The sequence below is a fragment of the Streptomyces canarius genome (assembly GCF_014650735.1).
Classification (GTDB): Bacteria; Actinomycetota; Actinomycetes; order Streptomycetales; family Streptomycetaceae; genus Streptomyces; species Streptomyces olivaceoviridis.
The window spans coordinates 23,892-39,248 of the sequence record NZ_BMVN01000037.1 but is presented as its reverse complement, the minus strand read 5'-3'; the positions used below and the strand labels follow the sequence as shown (position 1 = coordinate 39,248).

The 15,357-nt window shown below is 70.4% G+C and carries 14 protein-coding genes and 2 pseudogenes; 7 read left to right on the top strand and 9 right to left on the bottom strand.

Going from position 1 to position 15,357, the window contains the following annotated elements; translation table 11 throughout:
- Window positions 1-231: 231 nt before the first annotated feature.
- The 4 genes and pseudogenes from IE294_RS49135 to IE294_RS35060 form a co-directional block, all read left to right on the top strand.
- Window positions 232-345: pseudogene (locus IE294_RS49135) on the top strand (TetR/AcrR family transcriptional regulator); the annotation flags it as partial.
- A gap of 9 nt (window positions 346-354) precedes the next feature.
- A complete protein-coding gene (locus tag IE294_RS35070) occupies window positions 355-738 on the top strand; it encodes a TetR/AcrR family transcriptional regulator (RefSeq protein ID WP_268252831.1) in 384 nt (127 codons plus the stop codon).
- Between the two features lie 329 nt (window positions 739-1,067).
- A complete protein-coding gene (locus IE294_RS35065) occupies window positions 1,068-1,994 on the top strand; it encodes an SDR family NAD(P)-dependent oxidoreductase (RefSeq protein ID WP_189892920.1) in 927 nt (308 codons plus the stop codon).
- Window positions 1,995-2,168: 174 nt separating this feature from the next.
- A pseudogene (locus tag IE294_RS35060) lies at window positions 2,169-2,327 on the top strand (3-hydroxyacyl-CoA dehydrogenase family protein); the annotation flags it as partial.
- A 43-nt stretch (window positions 2,328-2,370) separates the two neighbouring features.
- On the opposite strand, the gene IE294_RS35055 reads toward IE294_RS35060, so the two are convergent.
- The 6 genes from IE294_RS35055 to IE294_RS35030 all read right to left on the bottom strand — a co-directional run bounded on the left by IE294_RS35055 (window position 2,371) and on the right by IE294_RS35030 (window position 8,936).
- A complete protein-coding gene (locus tag IE294_RS35055) occupies window positions 2,371-2,982 on the bottom strand; it encodes a TetR/AcrR family transcriptional regulator (protein WP_229917613.1) in 612 nt (203 codons plus the stop codon).
- 92 nt (window positions 2,983-3,074) lie between these two features.
- A complete protein-coding gene (locus IE294_RS35050) occupies window positions 3,075-3,569 on the bottom strand; it encodes a MarR family winged helix-turn-helix transcriptional regulator (RefSeq protein WP_189892918.1) in 495 nt (164 codons plus the stop codon).
- A gap of 510 nt (window positions 3,570-4,079) precedes the next feature.
- Window positions 4,080-7,088 (bottom strand): glycosyl hydrolase, encoded by a 3,009-nt coding sequence (locus IE294_RS35045; protein ID WP_189892916.1) that lies wholly within the window; start codon window positions 7,086-7,088, stop codon window positions 4,080-4,082.
- Between the two features lie 612 nt (window positions 7,089-7,700).
- Window positions 7,701-7,949, bottom strand: a complete 249-nt coding sequence (locus IE294_RS49130; protein WP_189892914.1) for a Tn3 family transposase — start codon at window positions 7,947-7,949, stop codon at window positions 7,701-7,703.
- On the bottom strand, window positions 7,946-8,386 hold the full coding sequence (locus IE294_RS49125) for a Tn3 family transposase (protein WP_189892912.1): 441 nt from the start codon (window positions 8,384-8,386) through the stop codon (window positions 7,946-7,948). The genes IE294_RS49130 and IE294_RS49125 overlap by 4 nt, the downstream gene beginning before the upstream one ends.
- A 280-nt stretch (window positions 8,387-8,666) precedes the next feature.
- Window positions 8,667-8,936, bottom strand: coding sequence for a hypothetical protein (locus IE294_RS35030; RefSeq protein ID WP_189892910.1), 270 nt, complete (start codon window positions 8,934-8,936; stop codon window positions 8,667-8,669).
- Between the two features lie 224 nt (window positions 8,937-9,160).
- Here IE294_RS35030 and IE294_RS35025 point away from each other — a divergent pair, with 224 nt between their 5' ends.
- On the top strand, window positions 9,161-11,086 hold the full coding sequence (locus tag IE294_RS35025; protein ID WP_229917611.1) for a multicopper oxidase family protein: 1,926 nt from the start codon (window positions 9,161-9,163) through the stop codon (window positions 11,084-11,086).
- 139 nt (window positions 11,087-11,225) lie between these two features.
- Here IE294_RS35025 and IE294_RS35020 read toward each other — a convergent pair whose 3' ends face one another.
- Window positions 11,226-12,248 (bottom strand): winged helix-turn-helix domain-containing protein, encoded by a 1,023-nt coding sequence (locus tag IE294_RS35020; protein WP_229917608.1) that lies wholly within the window; start codon window positions 12,246-12,248, stop codon window positions 11,226-11,228.
- Window positions 12,249-12,546: 298 nt separating this feature from the next.
- Between IE294_RS35020 and IE294_RS35015 the strand changes: the two genes are divergently transcribed.
- Window positions 12,547-13,056: a hypothetical protein gene (locus IE294_RS35015; protein ID WP_189892908.1), complete on the top strand. Its 510-nt coding sequence runs from the start codon at window positions 12,547-12,549 to the stop codon at window positions 13,054-13,056.
- A gap of 309 nt (window positions 13,057-13,365) precedes the next feature.
- Here the strand turns inward: IE294_RS35015 and IE294_RS35010 are convergent, their stop codons facing one another.
- Window positions 13,366-13,629, bottom strand: coding sequence for a hypothetical protein (locus IE294_RS35010; RefSeq protein ID WP_189892906.1), 264 nt, complete (start codon window positions 13,627-13,629; stop codon window positions 13,366-13,368).
- Between the two features lie 152 nt (window positions 13,630-13,781).
- On the opposite strand from IE294_RS35010, the gene IE294_RS35005 reads away from it, so the two are divergent.
- Window positions 13,782-14,564, top strand: a complete 783-nt coding sequence (locus IE294_RS35005; RefSeq protein ID WP_229917607.1) for a TIGR03084 family metal-binding protein — start codon at window positions 13,782-13,784, stop codon at window positions 14,562-14,564.
- Between the two features lie 23 nt (window positions 14,565-14,587).
- Here the strand turns inward: IE294_RS35005 and IE294_RS35000 are convergent, their stop codons facing one another.
- Entirely contained in the window at window positions 14,588-15,226 is a 639-nt protein-coding gene (locus tag IE294_RS35000; RefSeq protein ID WP_189892904.1) for a TetR/AcrR family transcriptional regulator, read from the bottom strand.
- Window positions 15,227-15,357: the final 131 nt, after the last annotated feature.

Genomic DNA, 15,357 nt, shown 5'->3' with positions numbered 1-15,357 from the left:
CACAGGGCTTGCGGCGGGGTGTTCCGTGCCGACGACACATCAGGCCGTGTCAGCCGGAAGCCGGAGGGCCGCATACTCCCGAACCGCTATGTCTTCAACTGTAGACTTATCTCGTCACCTTGCCTACACTGACCGTGTGAAAAGTGACTTGACTCATCGAGGGCCCCCTCGGCGAGGACCGGTCGGCCGCGCAACGCGGCTGCGACCCGAGAGGCGGTCCTCAGATCCGCAGTCGAGGCCTTCACCCGTTCCGGCTGTGACGGTGCCGGTGTGCGAGAGATCGCCGCAGGAGCCGGCGTGAGCGCGATGATGGTGAACCGCTCTTTCGGATCCAAGGAGAACCTGTTCGCCGAGGTGGTGAACGCCTCCTTCGCCCCGCGGACCGTTGTGCCCGACGACCTGACGCGCCTGAGCCGTGGCATCGCCCGGGCACTGGTGGACCGTACGCGGCTCGGGTCCGACGAACTCAGCCCCTTCCTGCTGACGCTGCGGTCCGTGTCCGATCCGCGTTCGGCCGAACTGGCCAGGCAGGGCATCGAACGACATGGGGAACGTCACCTGGCAGGGTTACTCGGCGGGGAGCAGGCACGAGAACGCTCCGCACTCGCGCTCTCGGTGATCCTCGGTATGTGGCTGATGCGGAGCGTCATCGGCGACACGGCTCTGCTGGAGGCGGACCTCGACGGACTCGCGCGTCATCTGGAAGGCATGCTCGCCGGCCTGCTGACATCGTCATGACGCCGAGACGAGCCGGGTTTGCTCCCTCACACCCGTGACCGGACCCGGTGACCACTCCGAACCCCGGTGCTGGACAGCCCCGCTGACGACACATCACTTTCTACGGCAGGCGGAACCACGGGTCCTGCCCGCTTCGCCCACTGGGTCTTCGAACCCGTCACCCGGCGAAGTCCTGCCCCCGCCCGTCGCCGGCCCACTGTGCGGTCGTTGCCCGACCTGCGGGACCAACTCATGCTCATCGGCGCGCACGGCGCCGTGCCGAGCCCAGGCGTTGCGCGCTGAAGCCTTCGAAGAGCGCGCGAACCAGCATTTCGTACGAGGAGGACATCATGGCGGAACGAGGACCGTTGGACGGCCGTGTGGCCATCGTGACCGGTGCCGGACGTGGCATCGGCCGGGGCGAGGCGATCGCGCTGGCGGCTGCCGGGGCGAAGGTCGTCGTCAATGACGTCGGTGTGCGGGCTGACGGCCACGGGGCCGCCGAGGGCCCGGCCGACGAGGTGGTCGAGTTCATCCGCGCCCAGGGCGGCGAAGCGGTGGCCGGCTACGAGTCCGTGGCGGACTGGGAGGGCGCGGGCCGGGTGGTCGCCACCGCGGTCGAGCAGTTCGGCCGGCTCGACATCCTGGTCAACAACGCGGGGATCGTCCGGCAGCACAAGATCGAGGAGGTGACGGAGGAGGACTTCGACCTGACCATCGACGTCAACCTCAAGGGCACCTTCGCGATGTGCCGCAGCGCGATTCCGGTGCTGCGGCAGTACGGCGGCGGACGCATCGTCAACACCTGCTCCAACCAGTGGGCGGCACCGATCGGCAATCCGGAGTACGCCGCCTCCAAGGGCGGCGTGGTGAGCCTGACCTACGAACTGGCCTGGGAACTCGACAGCGACGGCATCACGGTCAACGCCATCGCCCCGTTCGCCCTGACCAGGATGACCGAGGACGCCAAGCAGCGCGACGCCGCGCTCGTGGCCTCCGGGGCCATGAGCGCGCGCCGGGCGAAGGCCAAGGAGGCGCGGGCCGACGCCGGCCTGGTCGCACCGATCGTCGTCTACCTGGCCTCGGAGGCCGCGGCCGATGTGACCGGCTGTGTCTTCCGGGCCGGTGGCGGCAAGATCGGCATCTACAGCCACCCCGTCGAGACGCGGACGATCTTCCGCGACGAGCAGAACGGCCCGTGGTCGCACGCCGAACTCGTCGACCTGCTGCCCCGGACCGTGCTCGCCAACGGCAGCAAGGCCCCGCACATCCTGTGAGGCGGACGCGTCGCCGGGCCGCTCGCGGACCCTGTCCGAGTGGCCCGGCGCGTCCCGCGGCGGCCCGCCCGACGGCCGGCGCGCCGATCGTGACGGCGGCCGTCGAGCCCCCGCACACACGTAGTTGACGCACGTAGCCGCCGCCCGTGCCGGCCTGCGTGCCGAGCACCGCACGACCTCATCGGCCTGGACACCGCGCAGGCGGTCGCGGAGTCGATGTACGCCGAGTCCAAGGAACCGCTGTACGCGCCCCCCGCCCTGCTGCGGCGCACGGTCGCGGCGCGGCGGCCGGGCCACAGGAGCGAGCGGGGCTTCCACACGTACGGCCGGTGAGCGGTGCCGGCGGTGCGGTGCGCGGCCGGCACCGCGCGCGCCGTCACTCCGTCTCGGGGTCGTCCAGGACGGCTCGCAGAACCGCCTCCAGGCGGTGGGTGAGGTCGTCGGCGTCGGCCTCGACCAGTGCCGTGTTGCCGATGACCTTCCGCATCAGCCATACCCCGGCGATCACCGACAGGGCCAGCGCGGAGCGCTCTCTCGCGTGTTCGCCGGTGAGCATGCCGGCCAGTTCCCGTTCCACATGGCGCTCGATGCCGTCACGGGCGATCTCGGCGGTGCGCGGGTTGGGCGCGGAGCGCAGCATCAGCAGGAAGGGACTGAGATGGTCGGCTCCGGGAGCGGTGCGTTCCACGAGCGACCTGGCGATGTCGCGGCTCAGCGTCGCGGGATCGTCCGTGACGACGGTACGCGGGGCGAACGAGGCGTCCACCGTCTCGGCGAACAGCTGTTCCTTGGACCCGAAGTAGCGGTTGACCAGCATCGCCGTGACACCCGCGTCCTTGGCGATGTCCCGCACGCCGGCACCGTCGTAGCCGACGCGGGTGAAGGCCTCCACCGCGGAACGGAGGATCGCCTCCCGGGTCGCCGCGGCGTTGCGCGGCCTCTTGGCCGCGGGAGGACCGGATGGCGACTGAGGCGACTCACTTTCCATGGCCCGCAGTGTAGCCAAACGCGGAATGCGAGTCTACAGCCGTAGACGAACCGGGTGCCGACGGCTCGTGCGCACCTGGAAGAACGATGCGCTCAGGGGTTCTCCGGAGCGGGCCGGGTGCCTCGGCGCGCCGCGACCGGGGGCTGCGAGTCGGCCAGGCGCTCCAGAAGCGCCACGAGCGCGGTCAGCCCCTCGCGTTCGCCGCTGGTCAACGTGCCGTCGATCGCGGCGGTGAGCCATGCCTCCCGCGCCTGGAGCCAGCGCTCGGCCTCTTCCCGTCCGCGCTGGGTGGCCGTGACCAGGATGCGGCGGCCGTCGTCGGGGTCGGGGCTGCGTGTGACCAGGCCGTGCTTCTCCAGCACGGCCAGGGTCTGTGCCATGGACTGCGGGCGCATGTACTCGGCGGCTGCGAGATCACTCGTCGTGGCGGGCGGTCCGTACACCACGCGGTGCAGAGCGGACAATTGGCTGCGGCTGTAGGGACCGGCGCCCATGCCGGTCTCCGAGCGGATGCGTCCGCGCAGGCGGTCCATGGAGCGGACCAGCGCAAGAGCCAGCTCTGCCGAGGGGTTGTCATTCAGCGCCACCCATAAATCGTACAGGTAAACTGCACATTGCCGGGTCGGCACTCCTGGACTCTGGCGAGGTGGCGAGGTCTCGTCGCCGTAGGAAGCGCAAGATGGCGTCCCGGGCGTGGCCCGAGGACACCAAGGAGGAGATGAGCCCTCTCTCCAGGGCGAGCTGATCGTGCGGGCTGCCCGTGTCGGGAGTCAGCCCCACGGCGGTCGAGGCCGGCAGGGTCCTGGCGGAGCGCGCCGCGACGGCGATGTCGCCGCGACAGTCCAGGCCGACCCCGGCGACGGCGCTCACCGCACGGGCGGTCAGCGCGCTGAGACGTTTCAGTCCCTCCTGCGCGGCGTCGGCCACGGCGGAGACGCAGCCGCCGAAGCGGTTTTTGTGAGCGGCGAACGCACGCAGGCCAAGGCGACGTTTCCCGCCGTCACCACGACCCGACCGACCCGGCCGGGCGGCGTGGTTCAGCGGGCCCGCACGCCCGCGGCGGGGCGCACCGGCCGGAGCAGGTGCGCCCCTCGGTGTCAGGACACCACCGCCTGCGCGTACGGGACGAGCCGGACGGGACCGACCAGGCCGTGGTCCTGTCGGGCTGCCGTGCCGAACACGGACGGCTGGGCGACCCGGAGCCGGTTGATGAGCGGGGTCGCCACCTCGACCTCGATGCTGTTGTGGCCGCCGTGCAGGTAGGGGCCGACGTCGACGACGGGGTGCAGGCGGTCGACCGCGGGCACGGACGTGCCGTTGACGGTGACACGGACGGTGTCGGAGACCTGCCCGAGTTCGAGGACGGCACCATGGGACGCGGTCCAGTCGTCCGGCAGGGTGACCCCGGTGCGGTAGCGGCCGATGCCCGCGGAGTCGGCCAGTTCGGGGATCTTCGACCAGGGCGCGAGCGCGTCCAGGGTCAGGGTGCGCCGGACGCGCTCGGTACGGGTCGCGGCGGAGCCGGGGTACCAGTCCTCGACCTCCAGTTCCCACGCCGTCGGGGTGATCGGGTCGGGCACGGACGGCAGGGTCGTGGTGACCGTGCGACCGTCGGACAGGCGGGTGGTGCGGGTGCCCGCCGCACCGGCCCGCACGGTCAGTCCGCGGCCGGTGAACAGCACGTCGTCGGCGTCCGAGGCGACGGCGTGCGGGCGGTTGCCGTGGCGGTCGCCGAACAGTCCGGGGCGCCCCAGCGCGATGATCACCGTCTCCCCCGGCTGGAGCGTGACGCGCAGGGTGACGTCGTCGCCGTCCTGGGTATAGCGGGCGAGGCGCACCGCCCGGCCCGTCCAGGCGTCGAGGAGATACGGCACCGTCGCCCCGCGGCGCCGGGTGCCGCGCAGGGTGACGTCGTGGTCGATCGCGGCCACCGCGGGCTTGACGGTCTCGGCGTGCTTGCCGTTGCACAGGTAGTAGAAGTCCGCTTCGTCGGTGGCCCGGTGGGCGTTGAGGAGCGTGGAGGAGGTGGCGTAGCGGACGTCGGGGGTGACGCCGAGCCCGGCGAGCGCGTCGCCGACGGCGGCCTTGTCGGTGACGCGGACGACGCCTGGCAGGGCCAGCAGCCGGGCCATCAGCGCGCGCAGTCGGCCGGTCTCCCCGTCCTCGGGCACACCGGGGGTCTGTGCCTGGTCGAAGGCGCCGAACAGGACCATGGGCAGGCCCGCCTCGGCCAGCTCCAGCAGCTTGCGCGCGTCGGTGACGGCGAGGGTCGGGGTGGAGCCGTAGAAGAAGTCGCCCTCGACGAACAGCGCCTTGTAGGCGGGCCCGTCGGGCGCCAGCCGGCCGCCGGAGACGGTGGCGCTCGGCAGGTCCAGCAGCGGGCCGCTGAGGAACTGGTGGGTCCAGCCGAGGGGGATGCCGGTGGCGGTGAACCAGGACGCGCCGATGCCGGTGGCGGTGTAGCCGGTCTGCCGGAAGACGGCGACGTCGGCGCGGGCGGTGCCGGCTTGCAGCACACGGTGCACGCGGCCCAGGTAGCCGGAGATGTCGTCGACGTGGCCCCAGGTGGGCTGCCGGGGTCCCCACGACTCGCCGTAGCCGGGGGCGCCGTTGTACGGGCTGAAGGCGGCGAACCCGGGCCAGTTCACCTGCGGGGCGGTGGCGTAGGAGAATCCGTGCACGACGGTCTGGTTGACCCCCGCCGCGTAGGCGCCGCCCATCGTCCGCAGGAAGCGGTCCCATGTGGTGCTGTACGCCGTGCCGTTGTACGCGCCCGCCTCGCAGGACAGCACCGTGCGCCCGGCCATGTCGCGACCGCCGGCCAGGCAGCGGTAGTCGTCGAGGTTCTTGAACCCTAGGGACTCGCCCTCGGGGATGTCCAGGATCGCCGCCGAGGCGATGGCGTCGGTCTGTAGTCCGTAGGGCTGCGCGCGCAGGGCCATGTCCAGCGAGTGCGCCCAGGTCTTGAGGGCGTGCAGGTGGTGACGGTTGAAGAGGTCGGAGACGGTCTCCCAGAAGTCGTGCCGGATCTGCCGGGTGACCTGGGCCTCGAAGGCGAAGACCTGGTTGCTCTTGTCGAGGACGACGGCGGGCAGGTACGGCAGCAGGGGGCGTCCCGTGCGCTTCTCGAACGCGTCGGGCAACTGCGCGGTCCAGATGAGGCCTTCGGTCTCCAGCTCCACCGAGTCCTCGAAGAACGCGCCGCCGGCGGCCTTCAGCAGGACCTTCAGCGACGGCGTCAGCAGGGCGTCCCAGTAGCCGGTGACGGCGGCGGTGCCCGCGGGGCTGAAGTGGTCGACGGCGTAGGCGGCGGGCGAGGAGTGCGGGCCGGACTCGGGCTGCTGTCCGGAGCCTCGCTGCCAGTAGGAGATCAGGACCCAGTCGCCGTCCGCGGGCGCGGTCCAGGTGAGGGCGCCGCCGGTGACGGTGGCGGTCAGGTCGCGGACGCTGGCCAGGTCGAGGCCGGTCTCCTTGCGCGTGGAGTTCGCGGTGTCGACGCGGGCGGCCTGGACGGTGAGGAGCTGCCGGCGGGTCACGCCGGGGGCGGCCGGGCGCACGGGTTCCGGGACCGGACCCTGGTAGGTGGTTCCGCCGGGGACCGAGGCGCGGCCGTAGGCGAGTTCCTGGGCGGCGGCCACGTCGTCGGGGGTGATGCCGGGTACGGCCACGGGCCAGCTCGGGCCGAGGGTGAGGTCGACGGTGAGGCCGCGTCTCGCGGCGCGGCGCAGGGCGGCCTCGACGCCGTCGAGCCACGGTCTGCTGCCCCAGCCGTGGCGGGTGGTGTCCAGCACCGACTTGTCCTTGATGCTGTGGTGGACGGCCGCGATCTCGACGCCGCCGAAGCCGGCGTCCGCGATCTGGTCGATCTCGCGGGCGATCTCGTCGGGGTCGACGAGGCCGTCCGGCCACCACCAGCGGAACTTGGGGCGCACCGAGCGCGGGGGGTCGGCGAACCAGTCGGCGGCGGGAGCTGATCCGGCGCCTGCGGGGAGTGCGGTCGCGGCGGGCGCCGCGGCGCCGAGGGCGGCCACGGCGCCCGCGGCCAGGGAGGTGGCCAGGACCGCGCGCCGCGACATCCCGCCGCGCTGCGAGACGAGTTCATGCATGTGCGCCCCAAAGGGTGAGTCGAGCAAGGAGATCGAATGACGGTTGAAACGTTTCAATTCTCTGTAAACGCCGGAACGCTAAGCCCAGCGCCGAGGCGGGGTCAAGAGGTCGGCACCGGTCGATCGCGGGGCGGGGTGCGGAACGGGCGCATCCTGGCGACCCGCGAAACGGGAGCACTCGCACCCTGAAGATGCCTCTACGGGCGGGTCGGCAACCGGGACTTCCGGGAAGGCGCCGCTCATCTCACGGTGGCGGGGACGACCGCGGTCGGCGGGCACCGCCACGACGGCCCCGGCCGGCGTTCCGGCAGGCCACGCGGCATGCGAGGCTGCCAGCGAGCAGACACCCGAACTTGCGGGCACACGGGGTCCCGTGGAGGAACGGAACGGAGAACCGGCGTAGATGCCCGAAGCGTTGACGGAGAGTCCGTACCCGGCGCCTCTACGTCGCTGCTGCGGTCGTCCGTGCGCCGTGTTCGCGCAGCATCCGCATGACGGTCGCGGGCGACGGGTGCTGTCCCTTCTCCTTGCCCCGGGTCGGCGAGCCGCCGAGCGCCGGCCAGCCGGGCGGGGTGTCGTCCGGGCGATACAGGCGGATGCCGCCGATGTTCCTCAGCCGAGGCAGCGGGCGGAGGTTGAGCAAATCGGTGAAGGCGAACCCGACCACCGAGGCGCCGTGGTGTCGACGTAGTCGGCCTCGTTCTCGGCGTTCGCGCAGTGCCGCGGCAGGCCCTCGATCACCGCCGCGACCTCGGCCGACGAACAGCACGTGCGCTGGGAGGAGATGCAGACGTTCTCCTTCTCGGCGTGCCGGTAGATCATCGTGCCGTTGCCGCCGTAGCGGGCGTGGTACTCGGTCATGGAGGCCGAGGACCGGGACCCGAACTTCTTGGCCGGACTTCTCGGCCGGACTTCTCGGTCGGACTTCTCGGTCGGACTTCTCGGTCGGACTTCTTGGAGTCCGACGCGCACGCGGGGCCCTGTCCCCACCAGGCGGCATCCCAGGCGGCCAAGGTGCCGTTCACGAGCCTGGTGACGGCGGCGCGCAGGTTGTCGACGGTGATGAAGTGCCGTCGCACGTACCGCAGAGCGGCTTCGGTCTCGCCGTGCTCGCCGGTCGCCACGATCGCGCGGATGCCCATGTGGGTGTCCAGGGCGAACAGTGCGAGCAGCAGGCGCCACTGGAGGAGGGCTCGGTCCATGCGTTCGTACGCGGCGACCGAGGCGAACTCGTCGGTGACGTCGATGAAGTCGGTGAGGAAGTCGGCGTTCTTCAGCACGTCCAGGAGGTCGAGCACACCCCACCGGCGTACGACCTCGTCCTTGAGGGCCTGGAGGTTGGCTGGGCTCGCCCAAGGGCTACAGCTTCGGCGCGGTGATCCACGGGCTCGCCCTTACGGATGGTCACTTCACTCCGCCTGCCGAGCCGTCCGCGAGCGCTGCCGACAGCCGGTCCAGGCCGTCCGGCATCCGCCGTTTCAGGCCGGCGGCGAACTCCTCGGGGTCATCGGGCTGGTGGATCGCGGCGCGGTGCGCAGGGGGGCCGACTGGACATCGCCGGGCAGGTCGTCCTCTGGGTCACCCACCGCTTCCCGCCCTCGATGTACACCTCCCGGCGGCGGATCGCGTCCCGCTACGCCACCAGCACGCGAGCGCGTCCATCACCGGCCGGCAGGCGGTGGTGTCGCACTTGAAGCCCCACGTGTTCGGCAGCGGGGGCGGCATCTGCCGGTAGGACGAACTGTACGAGGAGCGGAGCGTGATGCGGGCCTTGGCCTTGAACGCCTTCTCGTCCGTCGTGGCCTCCGCGACCAGGTCGCGCAGCGTCTGCCGGCGAACACGCCCCACGCCGCACAGCCGTCACAGTAGGTCGCGGTTCAGCGAACCGGTGGGCGAACAGCCGGCGGTCCGTCGATCCGGTGTGTCTGCCGCCGTCCTCGCGCTGGAGCGGCAGCGCTGAAAGGGCTGAACGGGTGCTCTTCGGCAGACCGGACCCGCGCACCGCAGCACGCTCCGAACCAGACCTGTATCTCTGTCTGGAACGTCACCTGAGGCGATGGAAGGCGGAGAAGATGGCCTTTGAACGTAGGAAATTCCTCATGGCCGGTGCCATGGGGGGTGCGGCCATCCTTCCCCAGGGTGTTCTGGGAGCGCGGGCGTATGCGGCATTGGCGCACGAGGAAACGTGTCCGGGCGGCCCGATCCCGCAGACCCCTCCGCTGAAGAAGTATGTCGACCCGCTTCCCACGCCGTTGACAGCCGTCCCGGATCCTTCCGCCTATCCGGGCGCCGACTACTACGAGATCACGATGCGACAGGACTCGTGGCGCTTCCACCGGGATCTCGGGCCGGCAACCGTGTGGGGTTACTGGGCCGATAACCCGCACGATCCGCACAAGCCGACCGGCATGGGCTACCTCGGGCCGACCATCAGCGTGACCACGGACCGCCCGACGGTCGTCAAATACCGCAATGAGCTGCCGACCACCCACCTGTTCCAGTTCGTGATCGACGCCATCCGCAACGGGTGCGACCAGCTCACCCCGACCCCTCCACCCCCGTACAAGCCCGTCCTGCCCTTTCCCTCGAATGTCAATGTGTGGAACGTCGTACATCAGCACGGCGGTTTCACAGCGCCACAGTCCGACGGCACGCCGATGCAGTCGTTCAGTCCGGACGGCATCCACGCCGCGGACTACACCACCCTGGACCCGGGCCGGGTCGAACCCAACGAAGCGATCTACGCCTACACCAACCACGACCGTTCGTGCATGCTCTGGTATCACGATCACGGCATGGGGATGACCAGCCTCAACGTCTACGCGGGCCTGGCCGGTCTCTGGCGCGTCGGTGACCCCGCCGACGAGCGGCTCGGACTGCCGCGAGGCGAATTCGAGGTCCCGCTCATCTTGCAGGACCGCACCTTCAACCCGGACGGCTCGCTCGCCTACACCATGACCCTGAGGGAAGGCGAGGACACCCCGGTCGTGAACGGGAAGGCGTACCCCTTCCTGACCGTCGAGCCGCGACGCTACCGGCTGCGCCTTCTCAACGCTTCGAACGAGCGTTTCTGGCGGCTGAGGTTCGAGACCCAGCCCAGGAACGCAGTGCCTGAGGCCCAACTGCCGTTCTGGCTGATCGGCACCGACAGCGGTTTCCGCCCCCCGTTGCAGATGCTGAACTTCCTGATCTCGCCGGCCGAGCGGTACGACCTGATCATCGACTTCAGTCAGGTGCGCAGGGGCACGAAGGTCAGACTGGTGAACTACCACGCGCCGGTCCACTACCCCGGCATGCCGGGCGAGGGGCCGGAAATCCGGGACATCATGGAGTTCCGGGTCACCGAACCACTGTCCGGAGGCGGGGACAGGTCGAGGCCGCCCAAGGAACTCAGGCTGCCGACAGTCGCACTGCTCAAGCCGAAACCGCACACCCGTCGGCGGCAATGGGTGGTGTACCAGCACAAGCTGTTCAGGACCATGACGTTCAACGCGGTGCCGTTCGAGGCGCCGTCCCAGGACTTCATCGAGGAGGGCTCGACCGAGATCTGGGAGTACATCAATCCCAACCACGACGCCCACCCGATGCACGTCCACCTCGTCAACTTCCAGGTGCTGGACAGGCAGCCGATCGACGCGGCTGCCTACCAGGCCGATTACGAGAAGTGGATCGACGGTGGCCGCAAACCGAAGGACCTGCCGGTGCTGGAGAACTATTTCACCGGCCCACCGGTACCGCCGGAACCGGACGAAGCACGGTCCAGCAAGGACACGTTCAAATCCTATCCGGAGACGGTGACCAGAATCATCATCCAGGAATTCACCCCGCCGACGGCTACCATCGCGTCGATTCCGGGCAGCGGCACCAAGCTCCCGGCGACGTACATCCACCACTGCCACATTCTCGAACACGAGGACGACGATCTGATGCGCCCGTGGACGATCGTCGGCCACGGCGACCACGGCGGCCACAGCGGTGGCGGCGGCCACGGCCACTGACGGGATCGATCGACCCACAAGGCCCGGGCCGGGTCGGATGCGCGTCCTGGTCCGGCGGGCCGTGCCGGTCCGGTTGCCTGGCACGTGAGCTGACCGGCACCCGTGAGCTGGTGGTCCCCCCTCCCCCGCACTGGCGTGTTCAGGGCGTCTCGGGTCGATCTGGTGTGTGGTCCAGAAGCCGGCGTCCTAGCTGAGTCAGGCTGTGCAGTGCTGTGTTGCGATGCCTGGTGGTCGTGACGAGTCCGGCTTCGCGGAGGATCGTGGCGTGTTCGCTGGCGCTGGACGGGGCGAGCCCGGCGAAAGCGGCGACTTCCTTCGTCGAGCAGCCCGGGTGTTCGGCGATGGTGGTGAGTACGGCGGCTCGTGTGTGTCCGAGCAGCGCGGCGACCGGGGCGACCGTGTGGGGGGTGGCCGTGGGCGCGAAGGCGGTCAATCTCCGTAGTGGCTGGTCATGGCCGGCCGGGTAGGTGACGGCGGGCTGCGGCTCTGCGTCGTGTTGGATGAGGGGTCGCGTCAGCATCACCGAGGGGACGAGCAGCAGGCCGCGGCCCTCCAGGTGCAGGTCGTACGTGGTGCTGTCACCCCGGGTGGCGATCTCCAGCACCGGGGGGTTCCAGCGCATGTCCTCCGGGTTGGCCTGACTGAGGAAATGTTCCACGCCCCCGTGCAGTACCTGCCGTACGCGCACCGACCGGTCGGCCGTGAAGGCATCGGCCATCGCCGGCCAGTAGGGAGCGAGGAGGACGTCGTAGAGGGCGCTGAGACCATCGCAAAGGCGGCCGAGGAAATCCGGGTCGGTCAGGTGACGCGTCGCCGACGGGGCTTCCGTAGTGGGAAGTATCGTGGTCAGCGCTTTCCGGATCTGACCGGGCGAAGTCGCGCGCACCTGCTCGATGAGCTCTGCCGGCCCGCCGGCCCGCGGCGGGCCGATGAAGGTCGGTGACCAGCCCACCGGCGGAATGAAGTCGAGGGCCAGGCGCGCCTCGGCGGACAGGCGTGCGCGTGCATGCCGGCGCCAGCCGCTCAGCCGGGCCGGCTGGTCGGTACGTTGCAGGGCCCTCGCAGCCTGCTTCAGCTCCAGAAGCGGCATGGGTGCGTCGGCCACCTTCGTGCGCGCCAGGTCCTCGGTGGTGAAGTGAATGCGAAAGACCATGCTGACCATGCTTTCCCCTGACGCGGCCCGGCACAGTTCTGATCTTTCCGCTGTGCGGGGTGTTCGGTCCAGAGGGATTCCGGCCTGGGCAAAGGACAGGCCCTTGAACGCCCGAGTCGAAATGTCGTTATTCGGTTCCGGCCGAAGGACGTCGAACGGCAAGTCACGGGAAGCGCACGATGGGGCCGTACCGAGCCGGGGGACGACCTCCTTCGTAACGGTGAGCCCGTCCTGTCCAGGTGACGCACAGCGAATTCCCGCGTGCGCTCCGCAGCCACTGCACGACTACACGTCAAGGAGTTGTGTCATGAAGCGCTCTCTCACCGCGCTTGGCCTCGTCGTCTGCGCCATCTCTTCGGTCCCCGCCCTGGCCTCCGGAGCCTCGGCCGGCCCCTCGCCCGCCGGCGTCTCGAAGACCTCGGCGATCACGGTCCCCCTGCGGGCTACGGCGCCCGCGGCGAGTCCAGCCGCCGGCCAGGTCTGCGCCACAGTGAGCGGCGCGGAGGGGTGTTTCGTGAAGTACGGTGACAAGTTCACCGCCGAGGACACGGCGTCGGACGGTTACTCAGCCGTCGTCTACTGGACCAACTACCTCTGGGACGGTTCGAGTTGGCGGCCCTACCGAACGGGGGGATGCCTCAACAGTGCCGGCGCGGGCACCAAGGCCACCTGCAATTACGACTTCTACGAGAACACCAGCACGAACGCCTATGGCGCCAAGGGAAGTCAGCTGGCCTTCCAGGCATGCACCTACGACTCCCCCACGGATACCGTCGCAAGCTGCGGAGCCGTGAGGACAGCGGTCAACGACGGCTGATCCACTCCGCTCAGCTGGTTCCGGCCGGGGCTGATCCGCGTGTCAGACGAGGCCGACGGAGGCGTTGTCGTCCCAGCCGTCGTCGCGCTTCGTGTAGCCGGACATCGAGCGGGACTGGCGGGCCCGGCCGCCCGGGACGGCGATGGCGATGACGTCGCGTCCGCTGCGGCGGGCGGCGTCCCGCGCGGCGGACGCTCGCCGCCGGCGGTGCTCGGAAGGGGTTGGTCTCCGGTGTCGGCGTCGGACGCGGCGCCGGTAGGAGTTGGGCGGGGGAACGGGACGTCACCCTGGGGGATTTCTCGCCTCCCGCTACAGGCCGAGCATGTCCTCTTCGAACAGGCTGCCGACCAGGTCGGCATGCGCGGTCCGCCAGGCCATGTACTCCACCGCCCACGGCTCCCCGTCCACCCAGGCGGACCGCAGCGCATCATCGAACTCCCAGCTGATGACCTCCTCGTCGCCGTGGTGTTCTTCGCCGAGATGCTGAAGCAACACGTTGATCTTCACGCTCGTGGGCGGCGTGCACTGGGTGGCCCACGCGCCGTGGTCGTCGGGGTTCGTGTGATCGCTCATGCCGGTTCAACGACGCCGCAGGCGGCACGGAACGGTGAACCTGGGCGCGGGCCGGGCAGGGAAAAGGGTCAGCCCGGCCCGCGCGTGCGCGAGACGCAGACGGACGGCACGGGCCGCTGACGGCCTCGGAGTCGTGAGGAACGAGTGGCACCATGGCGCACATGTTGAACTACAACCTCGCCGTCTCCGATGTAGATGACGCCGGTGTCCTGTCCGCGCTCGTGGCTGAGGGCGACGAACTCGACGCCCTGGTCAGGGCAGTGGACGACTGGTCCGTACCGACACCGGCACCGGGCTGGACGGTCGCTCACCAGATAGCCCACCTCGCGTGGTCGGACGCGAACGCACTCAGCGCCTTACGCACCCCGGAGGCGTTCGGCGCCGAGCTCAGGCGGGCGGAAGCCGAAGGCAGCGGGTACGCGGACAAGGCCGCCGCCGCGGGAGCGGCCAAACCGCGGTCGGTACTCCTGGACGAGTGGCGGGCCGGCCGAGCGGAACTGGCGGCGGCACTGCGCGACACACCATGGGACCACGCATTCCCCTGGTACATGTCGAAGGTGACCCCGGCGCTGATGGTGCCCCTTCGTCTGATGGAAACCTGGGCACACGGGCAGGACGTCTTCGACGCTGTGGGCGTGGCGCACCGCCCGACGGATCGGCTCCAGCACGTGGCGTCGCTGGGGGTGCTGGGGCGGGCGCTGTCCTTCGCCGCCGTCGGACTGCCTGAGCCGGCGGACCCCTTCCGCGTCGAGCTGACAGCACCTGACGGACGGACCTGGGTGTGGGGCCCCGAGACCGCCGCGCAACGGGTACAGGGCGGCGCTGCCGACTTCTGCCTGTGTGTCACCCGGCGTCGCCCCTGGTCCGAGACCAACCTGACGGCGACCGGCGAGGACGCTCAGAAGTGGCTGGAGGTGGCGCGCGTCTTCCTCTGAACAGCGGCACCTGCTCGGCGTGATCAACTGGCCACCCAGCCGGCTCCCAGGCGTGGTGCCGGCGGCAGCGGCGTGGGCGCCGCCGTCTCCGGTGCGGCGCGGAACGCCTCGATCACGTAGGCGGCGAAGCGGCGGGAGGCCGTGACCCGGGCGGCGGGCGGCGTGTCCTGGAGGCCGCGGTGGGCCATGAGCATGAGGACGAGGTCGTCGACGACGAAGCCGGGGCGCAGCCGGCCGGTCTCCTGGGCGCGGCGGGCCAGTTCGCCGACCGCGTCCACAGTCCGCTCCCGGTCGGCGGCGAAGTCCATGGCCTCGGGGAAGGCCGTCATGAAGGCGTCGGCGAACCCCCGGCTGTGCGCGTGGAGTTCGCAGATCCGCTCGATCAGGCTCCGGAATCCGTGCCACGGGTCGGGGTCCGCGAGGGCGTCGCGGACGGCGGCATGGCAGGCCCGCCGCTGCTCGGCGAAGGTCTCGGCGATCAGTGCCTGCTTGGTCGGGAAGTGCCGGTACAGCGTGGCGGGGCCGACGCCCGCATGCCGGGCGACCTCGCGCATGGGCGCGCTCAGGCCCTCCTCGCCGAACACCGCGCGGGCGGCGTCCAGGATGCGGGCCCGGTTGTCGCGGGCGTCGGAGCGCACGGTCTGAGGCAAATGGCTGGTCATCGTTTCTCACTTTAGCCAAACGGACGGGGGCGTCCGTTACGGTCCGATGACGGTGCCGCCGCCCCGTCCCCGCACGTCGCCGGTGGTGCCCCCGGCTGCGGCGGCCGGCTCGACGCCCATGGCCGCGGCAG

Coding starts and splice junctions, on each gene's coding strand:
- IE294_RS35005 (WP_229917607.1), top strand. CDS start 13,782: ATGGCGCACATGTTGAACTACAACCTCGCCGTCTCCGATGTAGATGAC.
- IE294_RS49130 (WP_189892914.1), bottom strand. CDS start 7,949: ATGACCGAGTACCACGCCCGCTACGGCGGCAACGGCACGATGATCTAC.
- IE294_RS35045 (WP_189892916.1), bottom strand. CDS start 7,088: ATGCATGAACTCGTCTCGCAGCGCGGCGGGATGTCGCGGCGCGCGGTC.
- IE294_RS35010 (WP_189892906.1), bottom strand. CDS start 13,629: ATGAGCGATCACACGAACCCCGACGACCACGGCGCGTGGGCCACCCAG.
- IE294_RS35020 (WP_229917608.1), bottom strand. CDS start 12,248: ATGGTCAGCATGGTCTTTCGCATTCACTTCACCACCGAGGACCTGGCG.
- IE294_RS35000 (WP_189892904.1), bottom strand. CDS start 15,226: ATGACCAGCCATTTGCCTCAGACCGTGCGCTCCGACGCCCGCGACAAC.
- IE294_RS35025 (WP_229917611.1), top strand. CDS start 9,161: ATGGCCTTTGAACGTAGGAAATTCCTCATGGCCGGTGCCATGGGGGGT.
- IE294_RS35065 (WP_189892920.1), top strand. CDS start 1,068: ATGGCGGAACGAGGACCGTTGGACGGCCGTGTGGCCATCGTGACCGGT.
- IE294_RS35055 (WP_229917613.1), bottom strand. CDS start 2,982: ATGGAAAGTGAGTCGCCTCAGTCGCCATCCGGTCCTCCCGCGGCCAAG.
- IE294_RS35015 (WP_189892908.1), top strand. CDS start 12,547: ATGAAGCGCTCTCTCACCGCGCTTGGCCTCGTCGTCTGCGCCATCTCT.